General features: G+C 73.0%; 20 protein-coding genes. 12 read left to right on the top strand and 8 right to left on the bottom strand.

The genetic code is table 11. The features are described 5' to 3' along the window. Window positions 1–55 precede the first annotated feature (55 nt). The gene (locus tag ACFQQJ_RS10805) at window positions 56–676 is read right to left on the bottom strand and encodes a TetR/AcrR family transcriptional regulator (protein ID WP_377106381.1); all 621 of its coding nucleotides are present in this window, start codon (window positions 674–676) and stop codon (window positions 56–58) included. Window positions 677–744: 68 nt separating this feature from the next. Between ACFQQJ_RS10805 and ACFQQJ_RS10800 the strand changes: the two genes are divergently transcribed. From ACFQQJ_RS10800 to ACFQQJ_RS10785, 4 genes are read left to right on the top strand one after another with little or no spacing between them, the layout of a single operon-like run. After that, window positions 745–1,977 carry an alpha-amylase family glycosyl hydrolase gene (locus ACFQQJ_RS10800; RefSeq protein WP_377106380.1) on the top strand — a complete coding sequence of 411 codons (1,233 nt, stop codon included), beginning with the start codon at window positions 745–747 and terminating at the stop codon, window positions 1,975–1,977. A gap of 22 nt (window positions 1,978–1,999) precedes the next feature. After that, entirely contained in the window at window positions 2,000–2,815 is an 816-nt protein-coding gene (locus ACFQQJ_RS10795; protein WP_377106379.1) for a fructosamine kinase family protein, read from the top strand. A 10-nt stretch (window positions 2,816–2,825) separates the two neighbouring features. Further along, window positions 2,826–3,239: a helix-turn-helix transcriptional regulator gene (locus ACFQQJ_RS10790; protein WP_377106378.1), complete on the top strand. Its 414-nt coding sequence runs from the start codon at window positions 2,826–2,828 to the stop codon at window positions 3,237–3,239. A gap of 38 nt (window positions 3,240–3,277) precedes the next feature. Next, on the top strand, window positions 3,278–3,682 hold the full coding sequence (locus tag ACFQQJ_RS10785) for a VOC family protein (protein WP_377106376.1): 405 nt from the start codon (window positions 3,278–3,280) through the stop codon (window positions 3,680–3,682). A 10-nt stretch (window positions 3,683–3,692) separates the two neighbouring features. Here ACFQQJ_RS10785 and ACFQQJ_RS10780 read toward each other — a convergent pair whose 3' ends face one another. From ACFQQJ_RS10780 to purT, 3 genes are all read right to left on the bottom strand, one after another. Next, complete coding sequence (locus ACFQQJ_RS10780) at window positions 3,693–5,555, bottom strand: Na+/H+ antiporter (RefSeq protein ID WP_377106375.1); 1,863 nt, start codon at window positions 5,553–5,555, stop codon at window positions 3,693–3,695. A gap of 106 nt (window positions 5,556–5,661) precedes the next feature. Beyond that, window positions 5,662–6,258 carry a class I SAM-dependent methyltransferase gene (locus ACFQQJ_RS10775; protein WP_377106373.1) on the bottom strand — a complete coding sequence of 199 codons (597 nt, stop codon included), beginning with the start codon at window positions 6,256–6,258 and terminating at the stop codon, window positions 5,662–5,664. Window positions 6,259–6,324: 66 nt separating this feature from the next. Next, window positions 6,325–7,515, bottom strand: a complete 1,191-nt coding sequence (gene purT / locus ACFQQJ_RS10770) for a formate-dependent phosphoribosylglycinamide formyltransferase (protein WP_377106371.1) — start codon at window positions 7,513–7,515, stop codon at window positions 6,325–6,327. A 145-nt stretch (window positions 7,516–7,660) separates the two neighbouring features. Here purT and ACFQQJ_RS10765 point away from each other — a divergent pair, with 145 nt between their 5' ends. Next, on the top strand, window positions 7,661–8,251 hold the full coding sequence (locus ACFQQJ_RS10765; protein WP_377106369.1) for a TIGR00730 family Rossman fold protein: 591 nt from the start codon (window positions 7,661–7,663) through the stop codon (window positions 8,249–8,251). On the opposite strand, the gene ACFQQJ_RS10760 is transcribed toward ACFQQJ_RS10765, so the two are convergent. Beyond that, window positions 8,240–9,640, bottom strand: coding sequence for a glucose-6-phosphate dehydrogenase (locus ACFQQJ_RS10760; RefSeq protein ID WP_377106367.1), 1,401 nt, complete (start codon window positions 9,638–9,640; stop codon window positions 8,240–8,242). The genes ACFQQJ_RS10765 and ACFQQJ_RS10760 overlap by 12 nt on opposite strands. A gap of 79 nt (window positions 9,641–9,719) precedes the next feature. Between ACFQQJ_RS10760 and ACFQQJ_RS10755 the strand changes: the two genes are divergently transcribed. Next, the gene (locus ACFQQJ_RS10755; RefSeq protein ID WP_377106366.1) at window positions 9,720–11,543 is read left to right on the top strand and encodes a glycoside hydrolase family 15 protein; all 1,824 of its coding nucleotides are present in this window, start codon (window positions 9,720–9,722) and stop codon (window positions 11,541–11,543) included. 560 nt (window positions 11,544–12,103) lie between these two features. Here the strand turns inward: ACFQQJ_RS10755 and ACFQQJ_RS10750 are convergent. Next, window positions 12,104–12,550 (bottom strand): GNAT family N-acetyltransferase, encoded by a 447-nt coding sequence (locus ACFQQJ_RS10750; RefSeq protein WP_377106364.1) that lies wholly within the window; start codon window positions 12,548–12,550, stop codon window positions 12,104–12,106. Window positions 12,551–12,723: 173 nt separating this feature from the next. Here ACFQQJ_RS10750 and ACFQQJ_RS10745 point away from each other — a divergent pair, with 173 nt between their 5' ends. Further along, entirely contained in the window at window positions 12,724–14,055 is a 1,332-nt protein-coding gene (locus ACFQQJ_RS10745; protein WP_377106363.1) for a hypothetical protein, read from the top strand. 9 nt (window positions 14,056–14,064) lie between these two features. Here the strand turns inward: ACFQQJ_RS10745 and ACFQQJ_RS10740 are convergent, their stop codons facing one another. After that, entirely contained in the window at window positions 14,065–15,435 is a 1,371-nt protein-coding gene (locus tag ACFQQJ_RS10740) for an NAD(P)/FAD-dependent oxidoreductase (protein WP_377106361.1), read from the bottom strand. 26 nt (window positions 15,436–15,461) lie between these two features. After that, window positions 15,462–16,826 carry a replicative DNA helicase gene (dnaB, locus tag ACFQQJ_RS10735; protein WP_377106360.1) on the bottom strand — a complete coding sequence of 455 codons (1,365 nt, stop codon included), beginning with the start codon at window positions 16,824–16,826 and terminating at the stop codon, window positions 15,462–15,464. A 442-nt stretch (window positions 16,827–17,268) separates the two neighbouring features. On the opposite strand from dnaB, the gene ACFQQJ_RS10730 reads away from it, so the two are divergent. From ACFQQJ_RS10730 to ACFQQJ_RS10710, 5 genes are all read left to right on the top strand, one after another. Then, window positions 17,269–17,592: a metal-sensitive transcriptional regulator gene (locus ACFQQJ_RS10730; protein WP_377106358.1), complete on the top strand. Its 324-nt coding sequence runs from the start codon at window positions 17,269–17,271 to the stop codon at window positions 17,590–17,592. An 11-nt stretch (window positions 17,593–17,603) separates the two neighbouring features. Beyond that, on the top strand, window positions 17,604–17,810 hold the full coding sequence (locus ACFQQJ_RS10725) for a heavy-metal-associated domain-containing protein (protein ID WP_377106357.1): 207 nt from the start codon (window positions 17,604–17,606) through the stop codon (window positions 17,808–17,810). Window positions 17,811–17,910: 100 nt separating this feature from the next. Further along, on the top strand, window positions 17,911–20,139 hold the full coding sequence (locus ACFQQJ_RS10720; protein WP_377106355.1) for a heavy metal translocating P-type ATPase: 2,229 nt from the start codon (window positions 17,911–17,913) through the stop codon (window positions 20,137–20,139). 111 nt (window positions 20,140–20,250) lie between these two features. Next, the gene (locus ACFQQJ_RS10715) at window positions 20,251–20,874 is read left to right on the top strand and encodes a DUF4956 domain-containing protein (RefSeq protein WP_377106353.1); all 624 of its coding nucleotides are present in this window, start codon (window positions 20,251–20,253) and stop codon (window positions 20,872–20,874) included. Then, on the top strand, window positions 20,871–21,674 hold the full coding sequence (locus ACFQQJ_RS10710; RefSeq protein ID WP_377106352.1) for a polyphosphate polymerase domain-containing protein: 804 nt from the start codon (window positions 20,871–20,873) through the stop codon (window positions 21,672–21,674). The genes ACFQQJ_RS10715 and ACFQQJ_RS10710 overlap by 4 nt, the downstream gene beginning before the upstream one ends. Window positions 21,675–21,688: the final 14 nt, after the last annotated feature.

Here is a 21,688-nt window from a genome sequence, read left to right as displayed (position 1 = left end):
GACGCACTCGACGGCGCCCACCGCCGCTGACCGAACTCGCCGCACGGGACGGTCGTCAGTGGCGCAACGACCCCCAGTCGCCCAACGCACCCTCGAGGGCGCCGAGCGCGGACTCGACCAGCGGCGCGCGGTCGTTGTCGGGGCAGCCGTCGGACGCCCACTGCTGGGCCGCAGCCCCGAGGAACCCGAGGAAGCCGAGGATGGCCAGCTGGGCGCGGCGCTCGTGGGGGTTGTGCAGCTGCGAGACGAGCCCGTCGACGAGGTGGCTGCGGTAGGTGCGGCGCAGGTCCTCCACCCCGGACGGTTCGGACGCGGCGGTGAAGAAGGGGGACGCCCAGGCGACGCCGAGGCCCTTCACGTGGTCGAGGACGGCCTCGATGCTGACCCGCACCTGGTCGCGGGCGGAGGTGTGGGACGGCAGCTGGTCGACCACCTCCCGCTGGCGGCGGGCGAGCCGCTCGAGCTGGTCACGGACGACGGCGGTGTACAGGCCGGCCTTGTTGTCGAAGTACTTGTAGACCAGGGCCTCGGACGCGCCGGCCGCGTGCGCGACGGCGGCAACGGACACCTCGTCATAGGTGGCTGAGGTGAACGCAGACGTGGCCGCGGCGAGGATCGCGTCCGTGCGTTCCTGCGGACTGAGCCGTTGCCGGGCACGACGGTCGGGGGAGCGCATGTGGACAGCCTAGCGCTTAGTGAGCTACAGTCACTAACTGTATTGAGGATTACTCACTAGGAGGACCGATGGGCTGGGCCGACACCGTCATCTGGTGGCACTGCTACCCCCTGGGCTTCGTGGACGCCGAGCGCACGGCGATCGACCGCACCGAGCACCGGCTCGGCCGGATCGCGAACTGGCTCGACTACGTCGTCGAACTGGGTGCCAACGGGCTGCTGATGGCGCCCGTGTTCGCGTCCGCGTCCCACGGCTACGACACCCTCGACCACTTCCGCATCGACCCGCGGCTGGGCGACGACGCCGACTTCGACGACCTCGTCGCGAGGGCGCGCGAGCGTGGCATCCGCGTGCTGCTGGACGGGGTGTTCAACCACGTCGGCGCCGGCCACGAGATCGTGCGGCGGGCGCTCGCCGGGGGCCCCGCATCGGCGGACGGCGCGTGGATCCGCTGGGTCGGCGACTACCCGCGCGGGTTCGAGGGCAACCTCGACCTGGTGGAACTCGACCTCGCGCACCCGCCCGTCCAGGACTACGTGGTCTCCGTGATGACCCACTGGCTCGACCTGGGCGTGGACGGCTGGCGCCTCGACGCGGCCTACGCCCCGGGGGCGGACGCGTGGCGCCCGATCGTCGACCGCGTCCGGGCGGCCCATCCCGACGCGTGGCTGCTGGCCGAGGTCATCCACGGCGACTACGCGGACTTCGTGGCCCGCTCCGGCGTCGACTCGGTCACCCAGTACGAGCTGTGGAAGGCCACCTGGAGCTCGCTGAACGACCACAACCTGCACGAACTGGCCTGGACGCTGGGACGGCACGCCTCCTTCGGCGCTTCCTTCCGGCCGCTGACCTTCATCAGCAACCACGACGTCACCAGGATCGCGACGAAGCTCACCGACCCGCGTGCCCTGCCGCTGGCGACGGCCCTGCTGCTCCTGCTGCCGGGCGTCCCGTCCATCTACGCCGGGGACGAGCAGGGGTTCACCGGCGAGAAGACCGACGGTCCGCGCGGCGACGACGCGGTGCGGCCACCCTTCCCGGCCGATCCGTCGGGGCTCGCGCCGTTCGGGCGCGACGTCCACGAGCTCTACCAGCGACTGGTCGCGCTGCGGCGGAACCACCCGTGGCTGGTGTCGGCCGCGCCGACGGTGAGGGTGGTCACCAACGACACGATGACGATCGAACTCGCCGGCGGCGACCAGCGGCTCACCCTCGCGCTGAACCTCTCGGAGGCGCCGGTCGACCTGCCCGGGACGCACGGCCTTCTCGGCGTGGGTCCCTTCGGCTGGGCGCTGGGCTGAGCGCCCCCCGTAGTCTGGCGGGGTGCCCACCTTCGTCAAGACCGCGGATGGGGAACTCGAGCGCCTCGACCAGGAGGCCGCCGGCCTGCGGTGGCTGGCCGGGGCGGAGCAGGACGGCGGCACCCGCATCGCCGCCGTGGTGGCGGCGACCCGGACGCGCCTGGAGATCGAGCACGTGCGCGAGGTCGACCCGGGTGTCGGGGACGCCCGCCGTCTGGGTGCCTCCCTTGCCCGCACCCACGCCGCCGGGGCGTCCTGGTTCGGCTGCCCCCCCGACGGCTGGCCGGGCGGCACGACGATGGGACGTTCCCGGCAGCCCTACCTGCTCGCCGAGCCGGACGGGCCGCACTCCTGGGGCAGCTTCTACGCGTGGCACCGGATCGCGGTCTTCGCCCGGCGGCTCCGCGACGCCGGGCAGCTCGACCCGGCCGGCGCCGCCGTCTACGACCGGTTGTGCGAACGCCTGGCCGACGGCGTCCACGACGCCCCGCAGCCCGCGCTGGTACGCAGTGGCGTGGCGCGCGTCCACGGCGACCTCTGGGCGGGCAACGTGCTGTGGGACGGCGGGCGCACCGGCGCGGTGCTGGTCGACCCGATGGCGCGCGGCGACCACGCGGAGAGCGACCTGGGCATGCTGGCGCTCTTCGGGCTGGCGCACCTGAACCACGTGTTCGCCGGGTACGACGAGGCGTCCCCGCTGGCGGACGGGTGGCGCGACCGGCTCGCCCTGCACGCCCTCTCGCCCCTGATGTTCCACGCGCTGCTGTTCGGCGGCGGGTACGGCGCGCGGGCGCTTTCCGTGGCCCGGCGCTACACGGGCGGCCCCCGCGCGGCCTAGAGTGCGGACGATGTCCTCCAGCCCTGCGTCACTGGCGCACCTGCGCCGCGCGCGCGACCTGATCGACCGGGAGTACGCGCGTCCGCTCGACGTGCCGGCGATGGCCCGCCAGGCGCTGATGTCGCCCGCCCACTTCTCCCGGGAATTCAAGGCCGCCTACGGGGAGACGCCCTACGGCTACCTGATGACCCGCCGCATCGAGCGCGCGATGGCGTTGTTGCGGGCCGGCGCCTCGGTGACCGACGCCTGCATGGCGGTCGGGGCGACCTCGCTGGGCTCGTTCAGCTCGAGCTTCACCCAGCTGGTCGGCGAGACGCCCAGCGCCTACCGCGCGCGCGACCACTCCGCCAGCGAGGCGATGCCCGCGTGCATGGCCCGGCTCCTGACGCGCCCGACCCGGTTCGGCCGGATCGAGCAGGATTGAAGAAGCGCGGTGCGCGTCCGGACGCCTACGGTCGGGGCATGGACATCTCGCTGAAGTACGCACCGGTCACCGTGGACGACGTGGACGCCGCGATCGCGTTCTACACCGACGGCCTGGGCCTCGAGGTGCGCAACGACGTGGCCTCCGGCGGTTTCCGCTGGGTCACCCTCGGCGCCCCCGGTGGAGGAGGGACGGAGCTCGTGCTCTCCGAACCGGGCGGCGGTCGCTCCCCCGAGGACGCCAGCGCGTTGCACGCGCTGCTCGCCAAGGGCGCGCTCCCGTTCCAGGTGTTCGAGGTCGCCGACCTCGACGCGACCTTCGAGCGGCTCCGCGCGGGCGGCGCCGAGGTCCTCGCCGAGCCGGCCGACCAGCCGTGGGGGCCGCGCGACTGCGCGTTCCGTGACCCCGCGGGGAACACCGTCCGGATCAACCAGGCCGGCTGAGCGGCCGTCCTCAGGCCGTGGCGTGGTGCAGGTAGCACCAGCGCCAGTTCTCGCGCGGCTCTGCGGACTGCATCACCGGATGCGTGGTGTCGCGGAAGTGCGCGGTGGCGTGCCGTCCGGGCGAGGAGTCGCAGCACGCGACGTTCCCGCACTCCAGGCACCTCCGCAGCGCCACCCAGGTGAGTCCCTCGGCCACGCAGCGGCCGCACGACTCCGCCGGCGGCTCGTCGAGGGCCGGGTAGCGGTCGAGGTCGGCGCAGCCCTCCCCGACCCGGTGGTGCGCCGCGGGGTCGCGCGGCGCGATCGTCTCCGCGCTCGCGTCGTCGATCATCGATTCCTCGAGGTCGAGCTGGGCCAGCACCTCCGCGACCACCTCGGACGGCACCTGCCCGGCGTCCCTGATCTCCAGCACCCGCCGGCGTTCCGCGGCCAGCATCTCGGTGCGGATCCGTGCGTACAGGGCACTGGGCGACTCGCGGTCCGCCGCGGTGCCCAGGCGCTCCCAGGCCGCGAAGTTGCGCTGCTCGCTCCGCAGCCGGATCGTGTCGACGATGCCGTGGGGGTCCTCGAACTCCAGCTCGGCCAGGCGCTTCTCCGCCGCCTTGGACGCCTGTTGGAGCAGGGTGGCGCGGGCCAGCGCGTCCTCCATCGGGTCGGGCGGGCGGACGCGGAGCCGACGCGCCAGCCACGGCAGCGACAGGCCCTGGACGAACAGGGTGCCGGCCACCACGGTGAAGGCCACCAGGAGCAGGACCTCGCGGTAGGGCACGTCCTCGGGGATCACGAACGCCGCGGCCAGCGTGACCACGCCGCGCATGCCCGCCCACCCCAGCACGAAGGTGTTGGCCAGCGGCGGCCGCTGTCCGGTCTCCGGGTCGGCGCCCGGCCGCACCAGCAGGTAGCGGGCGGGGAACACCCACGCCAGCCGCAGCACGATCACCGCGGCGAGCGTCGCCAGGCACACCCCCACCACCAGCACGAGCGGCACGTCCGAGCGGGCGACATCTGTGATGATCCACTGGGCCTGGAGCCCGATGAGCAGGAACACCGCGTTCTCGAGGACGAACGCGATCGTGCGCCAGTTGGTGCGCTCGGTGATGCGCGACTTCGCGGTCTGGATGAGGGGTGCCTTGTGGCCGAGCAGGAGGCCCGCGACCACCACGGCCAGCACGCCGGACGCGTGGAGCTGCTCGGCGGCGAGGTAGGCCACGAACGGCACGAGGAAGGACACGGCGGTGTCGAAGACCGGGTCGGTGATCCGGCGGCGCAGCCACGCGACGACCACGAAGGTGGCGAAGCCGATCAGCACTCCGCCGCCGGCGGCGAGCACGAAGCCGCCGGCGACCTCGAGCGCGGTCACCCCGGCGCCGATCGCGGCGATCGCCGTCCGAAGTGCCACCAGGGCGGTGGCGTCGTTGAGCAACGACTCGCCCTCCAGGATCGTCACGATCCGGCGGGGGAGCCCGATCCGCCGCGCCACCGCGGTCGCGGCGACGGCGTCGGGGGGCGCGACGACCGCGCCGATCGCGAACGCCGCCGGCCACGGCAACCCGGGCAGCAGGGCGTGCACGACGACACCGACGCCGAGCGTGGTGACGATGACCAGCCCGATCGACAGCAGCAGGATCGAACGGCGGTTCTGCGCGAAGTCCACCAGCGAGGACTGCATCGCGGTGGCGTACAGCAGCGGCGGCAGCAGTCCGAGCAGCACCAGTTCGGGGGCCAGCTGGACCTCCGGCACGCCGGGCACGTAGCTGGCCGCGACCCCGGCTGCGATCAGCAGCAGCGGGGCGGGGACGCGCAGGCGCGCGGCCAGCGCCGAGCCGGCCAGGACGGCCCCGGCGAGCACGATCAGGAGGAAGGCGTTCTCCACGCGGCCATTGTTCCGGCCCGCACGGGTGCCCCCGGCCGGCGGCCGTGGGCGGAATTGCCCACTCGACGCCCCGCGAGCGTCCAGACGTCGTGCCGCGACGGGACCCTCACACTTTGCGGGCGTGCACCCGCTCGACGGCGCCGTGGCTGAAGCGGTCGCAGGCGAGGACCTCCGCCCCGGCGGCGGCGAGGTGTCGGCTCGGCCGCCGGGTGAAGTGCTCCCCGGACAACGGCACCGTGGCCAGCTCCAGCAGGTGCTGCCCGATGCGGACCAGCGGGTTGCTGGCCGCCACGTGGTCGGCCAGCAGCAGCCGTCCGCCCGGACGCAGCACGCGCAGCGCCTCGCCGATCGCTGCGGCGTCGCTGCGGACCTCGCACAGCGCGAAGGTGCACACCACCGAGTCGAAGGTCGCGTCCGGGAAGGGAAGGGACGCGGCGTCCGCCTCGCCGAGGTCGATCGGCAGGCCGAGCGCCCGCGCCCGGGTGCGGGCGACGGCGAGCACCGACGGCTCGCGGTCGACAGCGGTCAGCCGCACGCCGTCCGGGTAGTGGGGCAGGTTGAGGCCCGTGCCCACGGCCACCTCGAGGGTGTCGCCGACCGCCCGCCCGCACACCCAGGCCCGGGTGTCGGGGAACCAGCGCTGCTCCAGGCGCGCCATGAGCGTGTCGTAGCGGGCGGCCTGGTCCGGGGTGATCCTCGCCATCGGGTCATTATGTGCCCCGGCGTCGACCCGGGGTGCCGCCTGCGCGGTGCCGGCGGCGCGCGTCGGTCAGTCGAGCGTGATCCGCAGCGCGGCTGCGGCGTCTCGGGCCCGCTGCCGCGCCTGCGCGACGTCCTGCCCTCGGGCCAGCGTCACGGCCACCCGGCGCCGTCCGGAGACCGACGGCTTGCCGAACAGCCTCACCTGGCTCGTCGGCACGGCGAGCGCCTCGTCCACGCCGGCGAACCGGGGGACGCCGCTGCCCTCGGCCAGCACCGCGCACGAGGCGGCGGCAGGCTCGCCGAGCGTCTCCGCGCCGCCGGCAGGCAGCCCGAGGACGGCCCGGGCGTGCAGCGCGAACTCCGAGAGGTCCTGCGACACCATCGTCACCATGCCGGTGTCGTGGGGACGCGGGCTGACCTCGGAGAACACCACGTCCTCGCCGACCACGAACAGCTCGACGCCGAACAGCCCCCAGCCGCCGAGCGCCCCGGTGATGCGTCCGGCCACGTCCTGCGCCCGGGCAAGGGCAGCGGCGGGCAGCGCGGCCGGTTGCCAGGACTCGCGGTAGTCGCCGTCCACCTGGATGTGGCCGACCGGCGGAAGGAAGGACGTGCCCTGGGCGTGGCGGACGGTCAGCAGCGTGATCTCGGAGTCGAAGCGGACGAAGCCCTCGACGATGCAGCGCCCGCCACCGGCCCGTCCGCCCTCCTGGGCGTAGCGCCAGGCCCGGTCGACGTCGTCGGGGCCGTGCAGCACCGACTGGCCCTTTCCGGAGGAGGACATCACCGGCTTCAGCACGCACGGGTAGCCCAGCTCCGCCGCGGCGGTGGCCAGCTCCTGGCCGGTGTCGACGAAGCGGTACGGCGAGGTCGGCAGGCCCAGCTCCTCTGCCGCCAGCCGACGGATGCCCTCACGGTCCATCGTCAGCCGGGTCGCCCGCGCGGTGGGCACGACGCGGACACCGGCGTCCTCCACGTCCGCGAGCACGTCGGTGGCGATCGCCTCCACCTCGGGGACGACGACGTGCGGTCGCTCGAGCTCGATCACGGCCCGCAGCGCTGCCGGGTCGAGCATGTCCACCGCGTACGAGCGGTGGGCGACCTGCATCGCGGGGGCGTCGGGGTAGCGGTCGACCACGACGACCTCTGCGCCGAGGCGCTGGAGCTCGATCGCGACCTCCTTGCCCAGCTCTCCGGCGCCCAGCAGGAGCACGCGGGTGGCGGACGCCGACAGCGGCGTCCCGATCTCGACACTCATGCGTCCTCCTCGACACGGGACCGGTGCGGCACCATCCAAGCACCCGGTGCGGGGACGCCGGCCGGCGGGCGGCCGGGTGGGACGGTCGTGGCCGGCGGGGCCGGGTCGTCTAGATTCCGCGGCGGGACCTACGCCAGGAGCAGCCATGAGCAGACCCGTCCGCTGGGTCACGGCCTTCACGGGGTCGTCGCCCGGCGTCGACCCCGGCTACGCAGACGCGGTCGCGTCGATGGGCAGGCACCTCGCCGCCGACGGGGTCGGCATCGTCTACGGCGGTGGTCGCGCGGGCCTGATGGGCGCCCTGGCGGATGCCGCCCTGGCCGGTGGCGGGCAGGTGGTGGGCGTCATCCCGGAGGCGCTGGTGGTGCGGGAACTCGGCCATCGCGAGCTCACCCGGCTGGAGGTCGTGGCCGACATGCACGAGCGCAAGCAGCGGATGGCCACCCTCGGCGACGCCTTCGTGGCCCTGCCCGGCGGCATCGGCACCCTGGAGGAGTTCTTCGAGGCCTGGACCTGGCTGCAGCTGGGCTTCCACACCAAGCCGGTTGCGCTGTTCGACGTGGACGGCTTCTGGCAGCCGTTGGTCGACATGGTCGACCACATGGTGGCCGCCGGCTTCCTCGCGTCCGGCTACCGCGAGCAGCTGATCGTCGCCGACACCCCGGACGGGCTGCTGAGCGCCCTCAACGGATGGCGGGCCCCCTCCGGGGCCACGGACGGGCGCTCACCCGCCTGACCCCAGCGGTACGAGCCCCACGTCCCGGCCGGTTCGCCAGTCCGGTGGGCCGTCGCTCCCGGCCGGGTACTCCTCCAGCGGCAGGCGCCCCTCGCGCCAGGCGGCCAGCACCGGCTCCACGACCTGCCAGCACCGCTCGGCGGTGTCGCCGCGGATCGACAGCGAGGCGTCCCCGTCCAGCACGCCGCGGAGCACCTCGCCGTAGGCCTCCAGCCGGCCCGGGTCGAAGTCGGCGGTCAGCACCTCCCGGTTGAGCAGGTCCGGGTCGCCGGGGCCGTTCATGTTCACCTCCAGCGAGAGGCAGTCGGGCGCCAGCGCGATGTGCAGCACGTTCGGCGGGGCCGCACCTTCGAGCCCGTCCGGCACGCGCGGGGCGGGCCGGAAGGTCACCATCACCTCGCGGCGACGGCGCCCCAGGGCCTTGCCGGAGCGGAGGGTGAACGGGACGCCCGCCCAGCGCCAGGTGCCCACCTCGAGCACGACCTCCGCGAGGGTCTCCGTGTCGCGCGCGGCGTCGACGCCGTCCTCGTCCACGTAGGCGGGCAGGGCGCGGCCCTCGATGCTGCCGGCGGTGTAGCGGGCCCGCCGCGACGAGCGCGACGGGTCGTCGCCCCAGACGCGGGTGGCGCGCAGGACGGTCGCCTTGGCGCTGCGCAGGTCCGTCTCGTCGATGCTCGCGGGCGCCTCCATGGCGACGAGCGCGAGCACCTGGAGCAGGTGGCTCTGGATCATGTCGACGAGCGCGCCGGCGTGGTCGTAGTAGCGGGCGCGGTCCTCGAGCCCCAGCACCTCGTCGTAGACGATGTCGACCCGCTCGATGTGGGTGTTGCTCCACACCGGCTCGAACACCCGGTTGGCGAAGCGGACGCCGAGCAGGTTGAGCACGGTGGTCCGGCCCAGGAAGTGGTCGACCCGGTGCACGCGGTCCTCCCCGACGATGCGTCCCAGCAGCGCGTTCAGCTCGTGGGCGGAGCGGACGTCGCTGCCGAACGGCTTCTCCAGCGCGAGCACCGTTCCTTCCCCGGCGCCCATGTCCGCCAGGACCCCGCAGGCGGCCTGCGTGATGGCCGGAGGCAGCGCGAAGTAGATCGCCACCGGCGGGGTGCAGGCGTCCAGGACGCGCCGCAGCCCGTCCCGGGTGGTGACGTCCGCGGCCACGTAGCGCGTGTCGGCGAGCAGGGCGTCGACCGCCTTGCCGTGGGCCGGCCCGAAGGCCGTCCGGACGCGCTGCAGCCAGGCCGCCTCGCCGGTCTCCTCCGTGCCCGAGCCAACGAGCCGCAGGTGCCGGTGCGGCTCCACGGTGAGCAGCTGGCCGAGCGCGGGCAGGAGAAGCCGGGACGCGAGGTCGCCGCTCGCGCCCAGCACCAGCAGGGTGGCGGGTGTGGTCATACCGGCCCACTACCCGCATTCGCGGCCATCTGGCGGGGTAAGGGGGGCGCATGCGTTGTGACGAGCCCGGGTGCGCCTCATGAGCCTGCCCATCGAGGACTACGCGCTGGTGAGCGACTGCCGCACGGGGGCGCTGGTGGGGCGCGACGGCAGCATCGACTGGCTGTGCCTGCCGCGGTACGACTCGGCGTCCACCTTCGGCGCCCTGCTGGGGACCCCGGAGCACGGTCGCTGGCTGGTCGCGCCGGCCGAGGAGGGGGCGAGCGCGACCCGCGAGTACGTCGACGGGACGTTCGTGCTGGTGACCCGCTGGACGACCAGCACCGGCGAACTGGAGGTGCGCGACTTCATGCCGCAGGGTGACCGCCGCTCGGACCTCGTCCGGCGGCTCCGGTGCACCCGTGGCAGCGTCGAGGTGCGCGAGGACCTGCGGGTGCGCTTCGGCTACGCGGCGGCCATGCCCTGGGTGCGGCAGGTCGAGCGGCACGGGCTGCCGGCCCTCGTCGCGGTCGCCGGCCCGGACGCCGTGGTGCGTCGTGGGCCGCGCCTCACCGCGGACGGGCCGCAGCACGCCGCGTCCCACCGGCTCGCCGAGGGGGAGTCGGTCGACCTGAGCCTGACCTGGTTCCCGTCCCACCAGCCGGTGCCCGAGCCGCTCGACGTCGACGCCGCCCACGAGAGCACGCTGGACTGGTGGCGCACCTGGGCGTCCCGCTACAGCCACGAGGGGCCCTACCACGAGCCCGTGATGCGCTCGCTGCTCGTGCTGCGCGCCCTCACCAACGAGCAGACCGGCGGCATCGTCGCTGCAGCCACCACCAGCCTGCCCGAGCAGTTCGGCGGGCCCCGCAACTGGGACTACCGCTACGTGTGGCTGCGGGACGCGTCGCTGAGCCTGAGCGCCTTCCTGACCCACGCCTACCTGCGGGAGGCGCGCCAGTGGCGCGACTGGCTGCTGCGGGCCGTGGCCGGCGACCCGGGCGACGTCCAGATCATGTACGGGCCTGCCGGGGAACGCTTCCTGCCGGAGCGCACGATCGGCTCGCTGCCGGGCTACCAGGGCGCCGCGCCGGTGCGCGTGGGCAACGCCGCCGTGGGCCAGTTCCAGGGGGACGTGATCGGCGAGGTGATGGTGGCCCTGGCCGAGGCCAGGGAGGCCGGCCTCGAGGAGGACACCTTCTCGTGGCCGCTCCAGCGGGCGCTCGTGCGCTACGTCGAGACCCACTGGCAGCGGGAGGACCAGGGCATCTGGGAGGTGCGCGGACCCCGTCGGGTGTTCACCCACTCCCGGGTGATGGCGTGGGCAGGGCTCGACCGCGCGGTGCGGGCCGTGCGCGAGCACGGGCTTGACGGCCCCGTGGAGCGCTGGGAGTCGCTGCGCGACCGGCTGAAGGCCGAGATCGAGGAGAAGGGGTTCGACGCCGGGCGCAACAGCTACGTGCAGTCGTACGGGTCGTCCGCGGTGGACGCGGCGCTGCTGCGGCTGCCGCAGGTGGGCTTCTGTGAGGCGGACGATCCCCGCATGCTCGGCACGGTGGCCGCGATCGAGCACGACCTGCTCAACGACGGCCTGGTGATGCGCTACCGGTTCGAGGGGACGGCGATCGACGACTTCCCGCCCGGGGAGTACCCGTTCCTCGCGTGCTCGTTCTGGCTGGCCGAGCAGTACGCCCGCTCGGGACGCCTGGACGACGCCCGCGCGCTGATGGACCGCCTGGTGGGGCTGGCCAACGACGTGGGCCTGCTGGCGGAGGAGTACGACACCCGCGGGCGGCGCCACGCAGGCAACACGCCGCAGGCGCTGTCCCACCTGGCGCTGGTGCAGGCCGCCGACTGGATCGCGCGGGCGTCCGGGCAACAGGCCCCCGGCGGGCGCAGCGGGGACGCGGCGACCCGCGTGTAGCCGGCCGGTCGTCCGGCTCGGGTGGTCGCCCGGCCCGCCGCCCCGGCGCCGGGAGCGCACGGACGCCACGACCACCACGGTCGCCACGACGGCGTGCAGCGCAGCCAGCGTGCCGACGGCGGCCGGCGACGTGCCGGCCTGTGGGCCCAGCATCGAGACGAGCGCGACCGCGATCGCGCCGCCCGCCACAGCGGGAGCGCCCTGACGGTGGCGAGTTCGAGCAGCTGGAGGCTGAGCACTCCGACCAGCGCAGCGAGTGCTGAGACCGCAACGACCGACACGACGCCCGCCCGCTGGACCGTACCGCCCAGGGCAACCTCGAGCCGTACCCCGCCGGGCCCGGTGGCGATGGCGGTGGTCACGAGAGCGCAGATGGTCGCTGCCGCCACGATGACCAGGTCGGTGGTCCAGGCCGTTCGGGCGCGAGGGGTGGCTGGCGCGGGCTCGCTCACGAGGTCCTCCTGGAGGTAGGGCCCGGCGGGAGCCGCCGTGGCCTACCCGTCCCTTACCCACCGATCCGGCCGCGGGAGCAGGCCGGGCCCCTCTCTCCCGGACGAGTCTCAGCCGCGGTGCGGGGTGGCTCCCGGACGGCGGACCATCCACATCGAGGGCCGCTCAAGGCCGGTGAACCCGAACCGTTCGTAGAGCCCGTGGGCATCTTCGGTGGCCAGCAGGACGCGGGTCAGCGGCAGGCCGCCGAGGTCGTCCAGGACGCCCGCGACGAGGCGCTTGCCGAGGGAGCGCCCCCGGTGGGCGGGATCGACGAACACGTCGCACAGCCAGGCGAAGGTCGCGCCGTCGGTGACCACCCGGGCACAGGCCACCTGGCGCCCGGTGGCCACCTCGTACAGGCCGTAGTTGCGGGAGGCGGCGATCGCGGCGTCCTGCTGTGCCCGCGTCCGTCCGCGGGCCCAGTAGGACTGCTCGCTGAGCCAGCGGTGCACCTGTTCGGCGTCCACGTCGCCGGTCGCGCTGGAGAACCGGTAGGGGTCGTCGATGCTGTCCACCGCTGGATCGTAGCCGCGCCGGGGAGTCCATGGTCGGCGCTGGAGTGCACTCTGCCGTGGACCGGCGGGACCTTGCGCGCCCGGATCAGCAGGGGCTCGCCTCAGTCCGCTTGCCGTTCCGGGATGACTGAAATGCCTTGTGGGCGTACGATTTCTGCGCTAGAATCGAACACATGAACGAATCGATCGGGCCGGGCGAGACCGCACGGTTGCGCCGCGCGATCGATGCGCGCGCCAGGGCCGAGATCGAAGAGGTCGAGGCGATCGCCGAACTTGCGGAGCGGCACGAGTGGACCGCTGAGACCACCGTCGACGTGATCGGCACCCGGCCGGTACGCCTCGGGGCCGACGGCACGGCGATGGTCGACGAGTTCCTGCCGCTGGAGGTGGCCGCGCTGAAGGGCATCTCGGTCGGCGCCGCCACGTGGCTGATCCGCGACGTGGTCAACCTGAAGGCGCGCCACCCGCTGCTGTGGTTCCAGGCCACCAAGGGGCTGATCCCGATGTTCCGGGCCTGCCAGCTGGCGGCCGAGGTGGCCCGCTTCAACCTCACGCTGGAGCAGGCGCAGCAGTGGGACGCCGAGTTGGCGCCGAAGCTCCCCGGGCTGCCGTGGCGCCGGGTGCTCCAGCTGGCCCGCGGCCTCGTCACCGACATCGCCGCCGGCGCCGTCGAAGCCCTCGCCACCGAAGCGCGGGCGGCACGGTTCGTCCGCAAGCTGCCTACCGACGACCCGAGCGTCGCGTACCTGTCGGCCCGGGTGGACGCCGCCGACGCGATCTTCTTCGACGCCATGGTCGACCGGATCGCCGACATCCTCGGGGATCGCGGCGACGCCGACACCAAGGAGGTCCGCCGGGCGAAGGCGGTCGGCGTCCTCGCCACGCCCGCCCGTGCGCACCTGCTGCTCGACGAGGCCGTCGGGATCGAATCGTCGGTGCGGGCCGACGACCCGCGCCTACTGCCCGAAACCACCGTCTACGTGCACGTCGCCGAGGAGACCCTGCTCACCGGGCACGGGCCGGCGCGGGTCGAGGACGTCGGCGCGCTGGCCGCGACGATGCTGGCCCACCTGGTGGGGCACACCCGCATCCGGATCACGCCGGTCATCCGGCCTTACGCGGACGTCGCGGTCGACAGCTACGAGATCCCCGAGCGGATCCGCCGGCAGGTTGTGCTTCGCGACACCGTCGAGGTGTTCCCCTACAGCGCGCGCAGTGCCCGCCGCCAGGACCTCGACCACACCGCCCCCTATCGACAAGGCGGCACGAAGCAGACCCGGGCGGCCAACCTCGGGCCGCTGTCGCGAAAGGTGCACCGCGCCAAGACCCACGGCGGGTGGCGCCTCGACCAACCCCGTCCCGGCGTCTTCCGGTGGACCTCACCGGCCGGTGAGCGGTACCGCGTCAGTCCGTCGGGGACCGTCCGGCTCGGGCGGAATCCCCGCCACAGGGCGTTCGACGAGGCGCTGTGGCGACACGATCGCGAGTCGAGTCCGCCCGACTGACCGCGAGCCTCAGTGGCCCGAGATCAGGTCGGCCACCTTCGCGACCGGCGCGGTCGTGGGACGTCCGCCGCGCTCCTGGCGGTCAGCGGCCCGGTAGGCGGCGTAGATGGTCTGGACCCCCAGCCAGCGCAGCGGCTCCGGCTCCCACCGGCGGACCCGGCGTCCGACCCAGGGCAGCGCGGTGAGGTCGCTGTCGCGGCCCAGCACCAGGTCGGTCAGGGTGCGCCCGGCCAGGTTCGTCGTGGCCACCCCGGTGCCCACGTAGCCGCCCGCCCAGCCGACGCCGGTGGCGTGGTCGAAGCCCACGGTGGCCGTCCAGTCGCGCGGGACGCCCAGCACCCCGGCCCACGCGTGGTCGACGGCCGCGCCGGCCGCGGCGGGGAAGAAGCTGCGGAGCAGGCCGGTGAGGGCCTCGATCGTGCGGTGCTGGGTCACGCCATCGGTGTCGACGCGCGAGCCGTAGCGGTAGGGCACCCCCCGCCCGCCGAAGGCGATCCGGTCGTCCGCGGTGCGTTGGGCGTACATGTAGACGTGCGCGTAGTCGCCGAGCGTCTGGGCCCCCTCCCAGCCGATCTGCGCCCACACCGCCGCGGGCAGCGGTTCGGTGACGATCATCGAGGAGTTCATCGGCAGCCAGGTGCGGTGCTCCGCAGGCAGGTTGGCGGTGAAGCCCTCCGTGGCGCGCACGATGGCCGGTGCCCGCACGATGCCGCGGTCGGTGTGCACCGCGCCCGGACCGATGGCGGTCACTGTGGTGTCCTCGTGGATCGTCACGCCCAGCGACTCGACCACCGCCGCCAGCCCGCGCGCGAGCTTCGCCGGGTGCAGCCGGGCGCAGTGCGGCTGCCAGGTGGCGCCCAGCGCGCCGCTGATCGCGATACGGTCGTTCGCCTCGTCCGGGCCGAGCAGTTCGACGCCGGTCTGTGGCCACAGCGACTCGCTCGCGTGGAAGGCGCGCATCCGTGCGACCTGCGCGGGGGTCCGGGCCACGGTGAACTCGCCGCCCTTGACGATGTCGGCCTCGATGCCCTCCGCGGCGGCGACGGCGATCACCTCGTTCACGGTGTCGTTCATCGCCTGCTGGAAGGCGACCACCGCGGTGCGTCCGTGGGTGGCGAGGTACCGCTCTCGGCCGCCGGTGATGGAGTTGACGCACCAGCCGCCGTTGCGTCCCGAGGCGCCGAAGCCGGCGAAGCGCTGCTCGAGCACGACCACCCGGGCGTCCGGGCTGACCTTCTTCAGGTAGTAGGCGGTCCACAGGCCGGTGAAGCCCGCGCCGACGATGCACACGTCGGCCTCGCAGGGCCCGGGCAGGGGCGGGCGGGGGGACGGGCGCCCGAGCTGCTCCCACCAGAACGAGACCCTGCCGTTGGTGGTCATGCCCTCCTCGCCCTCCGCGCCGTGGGTCAGTGCTGCATGTCGACGAAGCGGCTGTAGTGGCCCTGGAAGGCCACCGTCACCGTACGGGTCTGCCCGTTGCGGTGCTTGGCGACGATGAAGTCGGCCTCGCCCGAGCGCTCGGACGCGTTGTTGTACATGTCGTCGCGGTGCAACAGGATCACCATGTCGGCGTCCTGCTCCAGCGAGCCCGACTCGCGCAGGTCGGACAGCATCGGCTTCTTGTCGGTGCGCTGCTCGGGGCCACGGTTGAGCTGCGACAGCGCGACCACGGGCACCTCCAGCTCCTTGGCCAGCAGCTTCATCTGCCGCGAGAACTCCGACACCTCCAGCTGGCGGCTCTCCACCCGCTTGCCCGAGCTCATCAGCTGCATGTAGTCGACGATCACGAGCTTCAGGTCGTGGCGCTGCTTGAGGCGCCGCGCCTTCGCGCGGATCTCCATCATGGTCAGATTGGGGGAGTCGTCGATGAACAGGGGCGCGGACGACACGTCCGCCGTCTTCCGCGCGATGCGCGCCCAGTTCTCGTCGCTCATGTGGCCCTTGCGGATGTCGTGCAGCGGCACCTGCGCCTCTGCCGAGATCAGGCGCATGACGATCTCGGTCTTCGTCATCTCCAGGCTGAAGAAGGCCGCGCACAGCCCGTGCTGGATGGACGCCGCCCGCGCCAGGTCGAGGCCCAGCGTGGACTTGCCGACACCGGGACGGGCGGCCACGATCACCATCTGTCCGGGGTGGAGGCCGTTGGTCAGCTCGTCGAGTTCGACGAACCCGGTGGGGACTCCGGCCATGATGCCGTGAGAGCTCAGCGCCTCGATCTCGTCGAGCGTGGACTCCATCAGCGCGGACAGCGGCTCGTAGTCCTCGCTCGCCCGGCCCTCGGCCACCTCGTAGATCGCCTGCTGGGCGGCGTCCACGATGCCGGCGACGTCGCCCTGGCCGGCATAGCCGAGCTGGGAGATCTTGATCGACGCCTCGACCAGGCGGCGCAGGATCGCCTTCTCCCGCACGATCTCGGCGTAGTAGCCGGCGTTGGAGGCGATCGACACCGTCGACAGCAGGTCGTGCAGGTAGATGTGCCCGCCCACCCGGCCGAGCTCGCCCCGCTTGACGAGTTCGTCGGCCACCGTGATGGCATCGGCCGGCTCGCCGCGCCCGTACAGGTTCAGGATCGCGTCGTAGATGATCTCGTGGGCGGGACGGTAGAAGTCGCGGCCCTTCACGACCTCGGCGACGTCGCCGATCGCGTCCTTGCTGAGCAGCATGGCTCCCAGCACGCTCTGCTCTGCCGCGACGTCCTGCGGAGGGGTGCGGTCGGGGCCGCTCTCGTAGTCGGCACCGGTGCCGTAAGGCATCACTTCTGCGAGTGACATAGCTCCCTCCAGGCGCGTCCGATCGGCTCTGTCGAGCACACTAGGACGGCCCTCTGACAGTCGTCGGGACTGACCCGACCCGCGCAAACCTAGACCCTTCCCAGCTCCGTCTCAACGACGTTTTCCACAGGGCCTGTGGATGAAATGGGGACAAGTGGATGGGCGCGCCGTGCACCCTGTGTACGACGCGGTGTCGTAGCTGTGGATGCGGCGGGTTGAACCCGTTCATTTCCACTCTGGCTAGGTCATACGAACTCATACAGGTGTGGATGCGAAGAAGTGGTGTACGAATTTCGGGGCCGGATCCACCACTTGACACCCTGCGCTGGGCGTGGTGTATAGAGCCACCCGACCGTCGGGTTATGCACACGCTGTCCACACCTCACCGGTTTGCCTGCAATACCCATGGGGGGTATTGTGACTAGCGAAGATGGAGGTGCTCATGGATCAGTTGTCACACGAGTCCGGCTGTCACCACGAGTCCGGTCACGGCTACCTCGACCACAAGGACGAGTACCTGCGCCGGCTGAAGCGGATCGAGGGCCAGGCGCGGGGCCTGCAGCGCATGGTCGACGAGGAGCAGTACTGCATCGACATCCTCACCCAGGTGTCGGCGATGACCAAGGCGCTGGAGTCGGTGGCCCTCGCCATGCTCGAGGAACATCTCAGCCACTGTGTCGTCCGTGCGGCCCGCGCCGGCGGCGAAGAAGCCGACACCAAGATCAAAGAGGCCTCGGAGGCCATCGCGAGGCTCGTCCGCTCCTGAAAGGAACACCCATGATCGCCAACTACACCGTTTCCGGCATGACCTGCCACCACTGCGCGCACGCGATCACCGAGGAGGTCTCGGCCGTGCCCGGCGTCACCGCCGTCGACGTCTCGCTCGAGACCGGTGCGATCGCCGTCACCTCCGAGGAGCCCATCGACTTCGACCGCCTGGTCGAGGCCGTCTCCGAGGCCGGCGACAAGTACAGCATCGCCTGACGCGCCCACCCCCGTCCGGCAGGACGGGGAGCGCACCACTCCGCCGGCCCGCGCGGCCCGTCACCGCGCCGGCCGGCACCCCGTCCCAGGGAGCACCGCCATGACCACCACGCAGCGTGAATCCGTCGAACTCGACATCTCGGGCATGACCTGCGCGTCCTGCGCTGCCCGCATCGAGAAGAAGCTGAACAAGCTCGACGGCGTGCAGGCGTCGGTGAACTACGCCACGGAGAAGGCCCTGGTGCTCGCTCCGCCGATGGTGAGCGTCGACGACCTGATCGCCGTCGTCCAGAACACCGGGTACGGCGCGTCCCTGCCCAGCCCGGACGCGGAACCGGTCGACCACGCCGCGCAGCTGCGCACCCGCCTGGTGGTGGCGGCCGCGCTCGGCGTCCCCGTCATCGCGCTCGCGATGGTACCGGCCTGGCAGTTCCCCGGCTGGCAGTGGCTGAGCCTCGCGCTCACCGTCCCGGTCTACGCCTGGGCGGCCTGGCCGTTCCACCACTCGGCCCTGGTCAACGCCCGCCACGGCGCCACCACGATGGACACCCTGATCAGCCTCGGCACCACCGCGGCGTTCTTCTGGTCGCTCTACGCGCTGTTCTTCGGTGGCGCGGGACGCCTGGGCTACACCCACCCGTTCGAGTTCAGCCTCATGCGCGGGCACGGTGAGGCCAGCATCTACTTCGAGGCCGTCGCCGGCATCGTGGTGTTCCTGCTGCTCGGACGGTTCATCGAGGCCCGGTCGAAGGCCGCCGCCGGCGAGGCCGTCCGTGCCCTGCTGCACCTGGGCGCCACCGAGGCCACGCTGCTGCGGGACGGGGTGGAGAGCCGCGTCCCGATCGACTTCCTGAAGGCCGGCGACCTGTTCGTCGTGCGCCCGGGCGAGAAGGTCGCCACCGACGGCGAGGTCGTCGAGGGCACCTCGGCCGTCGACAACGCGCTGGTCACCGGCGAGTCGGTGCCGATCGACGTCGGCCCCGGGGACGCGGTGATCGGCGCCACCCTGAACACCGACGGACGCCTCGTCGTGCGCGCCACCCGGGTCGGCCGGGACACCCAGCTCGCCCACATCGCGCGGCTGGTGGAGGAGGCGCAGACCGGCAAGGCGCGGGTGCAGGCGCTGGCCGACCGCATCTCCGCGGTCTTCGTGCCGGTCGTGCTGGCGATCGCCGCGGTCACGCTCGTGGCCTGGCTGGTGGCCGGGGAGAGCCTGTCGTTCGCCGCGGCGTCGGCCGTGGCGGTGCTGATCATCGCCTGCCCGTGCGCGCTGGGGCTGGCGACCCCGACGGCACTGCTGGTGGGGACCGGTCGCGGCGCCCAGCTCGGCATCGTCATCCGCGGCGCCGAGTCGCTGGAGCGGGCGCACGGCATCGACACGATCGTGCTCGACAAGACCGGCACCGTGACCACCGGGGAGATGGCGGTCGTCGGCGTCCGGCCTGCACCGGGCGTCACCGAGGCGGAACTGCTCCGCTACGCCGGCGCGGCGGAGTCCGGCTCGGAGCACCCGATCGCCCGGGCCATCGCCGCCCACGCCGCCAGCGACCTGCGCGTGACCACCCTGACCAACACCCCCGGGCGCGGCATCACCGCCGTCGTCGACGGCCGCGAGGTCGTCGCCGGACGCCCGTCGTGGGTCGGTGCGGCGATCGGGCCACGCGACGCCGCTGACGGCCCCGTTCCGGGCACGGCGGAAGGCAGCGCGGACGGATCGCGACACGACGCTGCCGCCACTCAGGTGGCCGTGGCCGTCGACGGGCGTCCCGCGGGCACGATCCTCGTCGCCGACACCGTGAAGGGCACCTCCGCCGCGGCCGTGCGGCAGTTCCGGGCGCTCGGGCTCACCCCGATCCTGCTCACCGGCGACACCGCGGCGACCGCCCGCGCGGTCGCCGCGGAGGTGGGGATCGACGAGGTGGTGGCCGAGGTGCTCCCGCAGGACAAGGTGGCCCGGGTGCGGTCGCTCCAGGAGCAGGGACGCCGCGTGGCGATGGTCGGCGACGGCGTGAACGACTCCGCGGCGCTCACCCAGGCCGACCTGGGCATCGCCCTCGGCACGGGGACGGACGCGGCCATCCAGGCCGCGGACCTCACCCTGATGCGGGGCGACCTGCGCCTGGCGGCCGACGCCATCCGGCTCTCCCGGGTGACGCTCGGGCGCATCCGGAGCAACCTGTTCTGGGCGTTCGCCTACAACGTGGCCGCCATCCCGCTGGCCGCGCTGGGCTTCCTCAACCCGATGATCGCGGGGGCGGCGATGGCCTTCTCGAGCGTGTTCGTCGTGCTGAACAGCCTGCGCCTGCGCGGGTTCCGCGGCACAGCCTGAGCGGCTCGCGCGGGCCGGGCGGGAGCCACAGGAGGCCCACAGACTCCTCGGGGGGTGCCTGACAAGCGCGTCGGGCTGAATGGGGACACCCGAGATCCAAGGAGTCCCGCCGTGTCCCCCGTCCTGCTCGCCGCCGACCTGGTGGCCATCGCCGTCCTCGTCTTCGGACTGTTCGTCCCGCGCCACCACCGCCGTGACCTGGTCGTCGCCTTCCTCGTGGTCAACGTGGCCGTCCTCGCGGTGATGGCGACCCTGTCGGCGACGGCGGTCGGGGTGGGCGTGGGGCTGGGCCTGTTCGGCGTGCTGTCGATCATCCGGCTGCGGTCGGAGGAGCTGCGCCAGCACGAGATCGCCTACTACTTCGCCGCGCTGGCCCTGGGCCTGCTCGCCGGCAGCAGCGGATTGTCTGCGTGGCTGGTCGCCGGGCTGATGGCCCTCGTGCTCGGCGCGCTCTTCGTCGGTGACCACCCCCGCATCTCCCGCGGCTCGACCCGCCAGCAGCTGGTGCTCGACAGGGCCCACTCCGACGACGACCTGCTCCGGGCGCACGTCGGCTCGATCGTCGGCGACGGCATCCAGTCGCTCACCATCCTGCGCACCGATCTGGTGAACGACACCACCACGGTCGAGGTCCGGTACAGCCGGCCCGCGGAGCGACGTACCACCCGGACAGGGCTGAAGGCCGGGCGCCTCGCGCAGGCCGAGCGGGAGCGGCTCGAGGCAGGCGCGCGATGAGCATCGACAGCCTTCCCACCGTCACGCTGGAGAGGCTGCTGGCCGAGGCAGCGCTCCAGACCCGGGTCGACCGGAAGTACCTGCTGGACGCGGGCCTGGTGTCGCAGGTGCTGGACGCGATCGACGGCCAGGCGCACGTGCTCTGCATCGAGGGCCGCCGTACCTTCGCCTACCGCTCGACCTACTTCGACACCCCCGACCTCGACGCCTTCCACCTCGCCGGTCGCGGACGCCGCCGCCGGTTCAAGGTGCGGACGCGGGTCTACCGCCACTCCGGAGAGACCTGGCTGGAGGTCAAGACCAGGGGCCCGCGCGGCACCACCGTGAAGGACCGGCTGGCCTACGACCTCGCCGACGCCGGACGGCTCACCCCGGGCGCACGCGACTTCGTCGCCGCCACCCTCGAGGCCCGCCGCGTCCGCGACGTCGACGTGGCCGCGCTCGTGCCGTCCCTGCACACCGCCTACGACCGGGCGACGCTGCTGCTCTCCGGTGCCGGGCCGGCGAGCCGGGCGACGATCGACTCCGGTCTCGCCTGGCGGCGTCCGGGCTCGCCCGAGCCGGTCACCGTGCCGGGCGCCGCGATCGTCGAGACCAAGGGCGGCGCGTCGCCGTCCGCGCTCGACCGGGCGCTGTGGAGAACCCGCACCCGACCGGCCCGGGTGAGCAAGTACGGCACCGGGCTGGCCGTCCTCGACGACGACCTGCCCGACCTCAAGTGGCACCGCCTCATCACCCGACTTCCCGCCGAGAAGGGGACCGCCCCCTTCTCGGCGGCGAGGACGCCGCTCACCGCCTGAACCACGACAAAGGA

Origin of the sequence: Propionicimonas sp. T2.31MG-18 (assembly GCF_964266745.1) — a bacterium.
Classification (GTDB): domain Bacteria; phylum Actinomycetota; class Actinomycetes; order Propionibacteriales; family Propionibacteriaceae; genus Propionicimonas.
The sequence above is the reverse complement of the archived record's forward strand: the minus strand, read 5'-3'. Positions and strand labels throughout refer to the sequence as shown.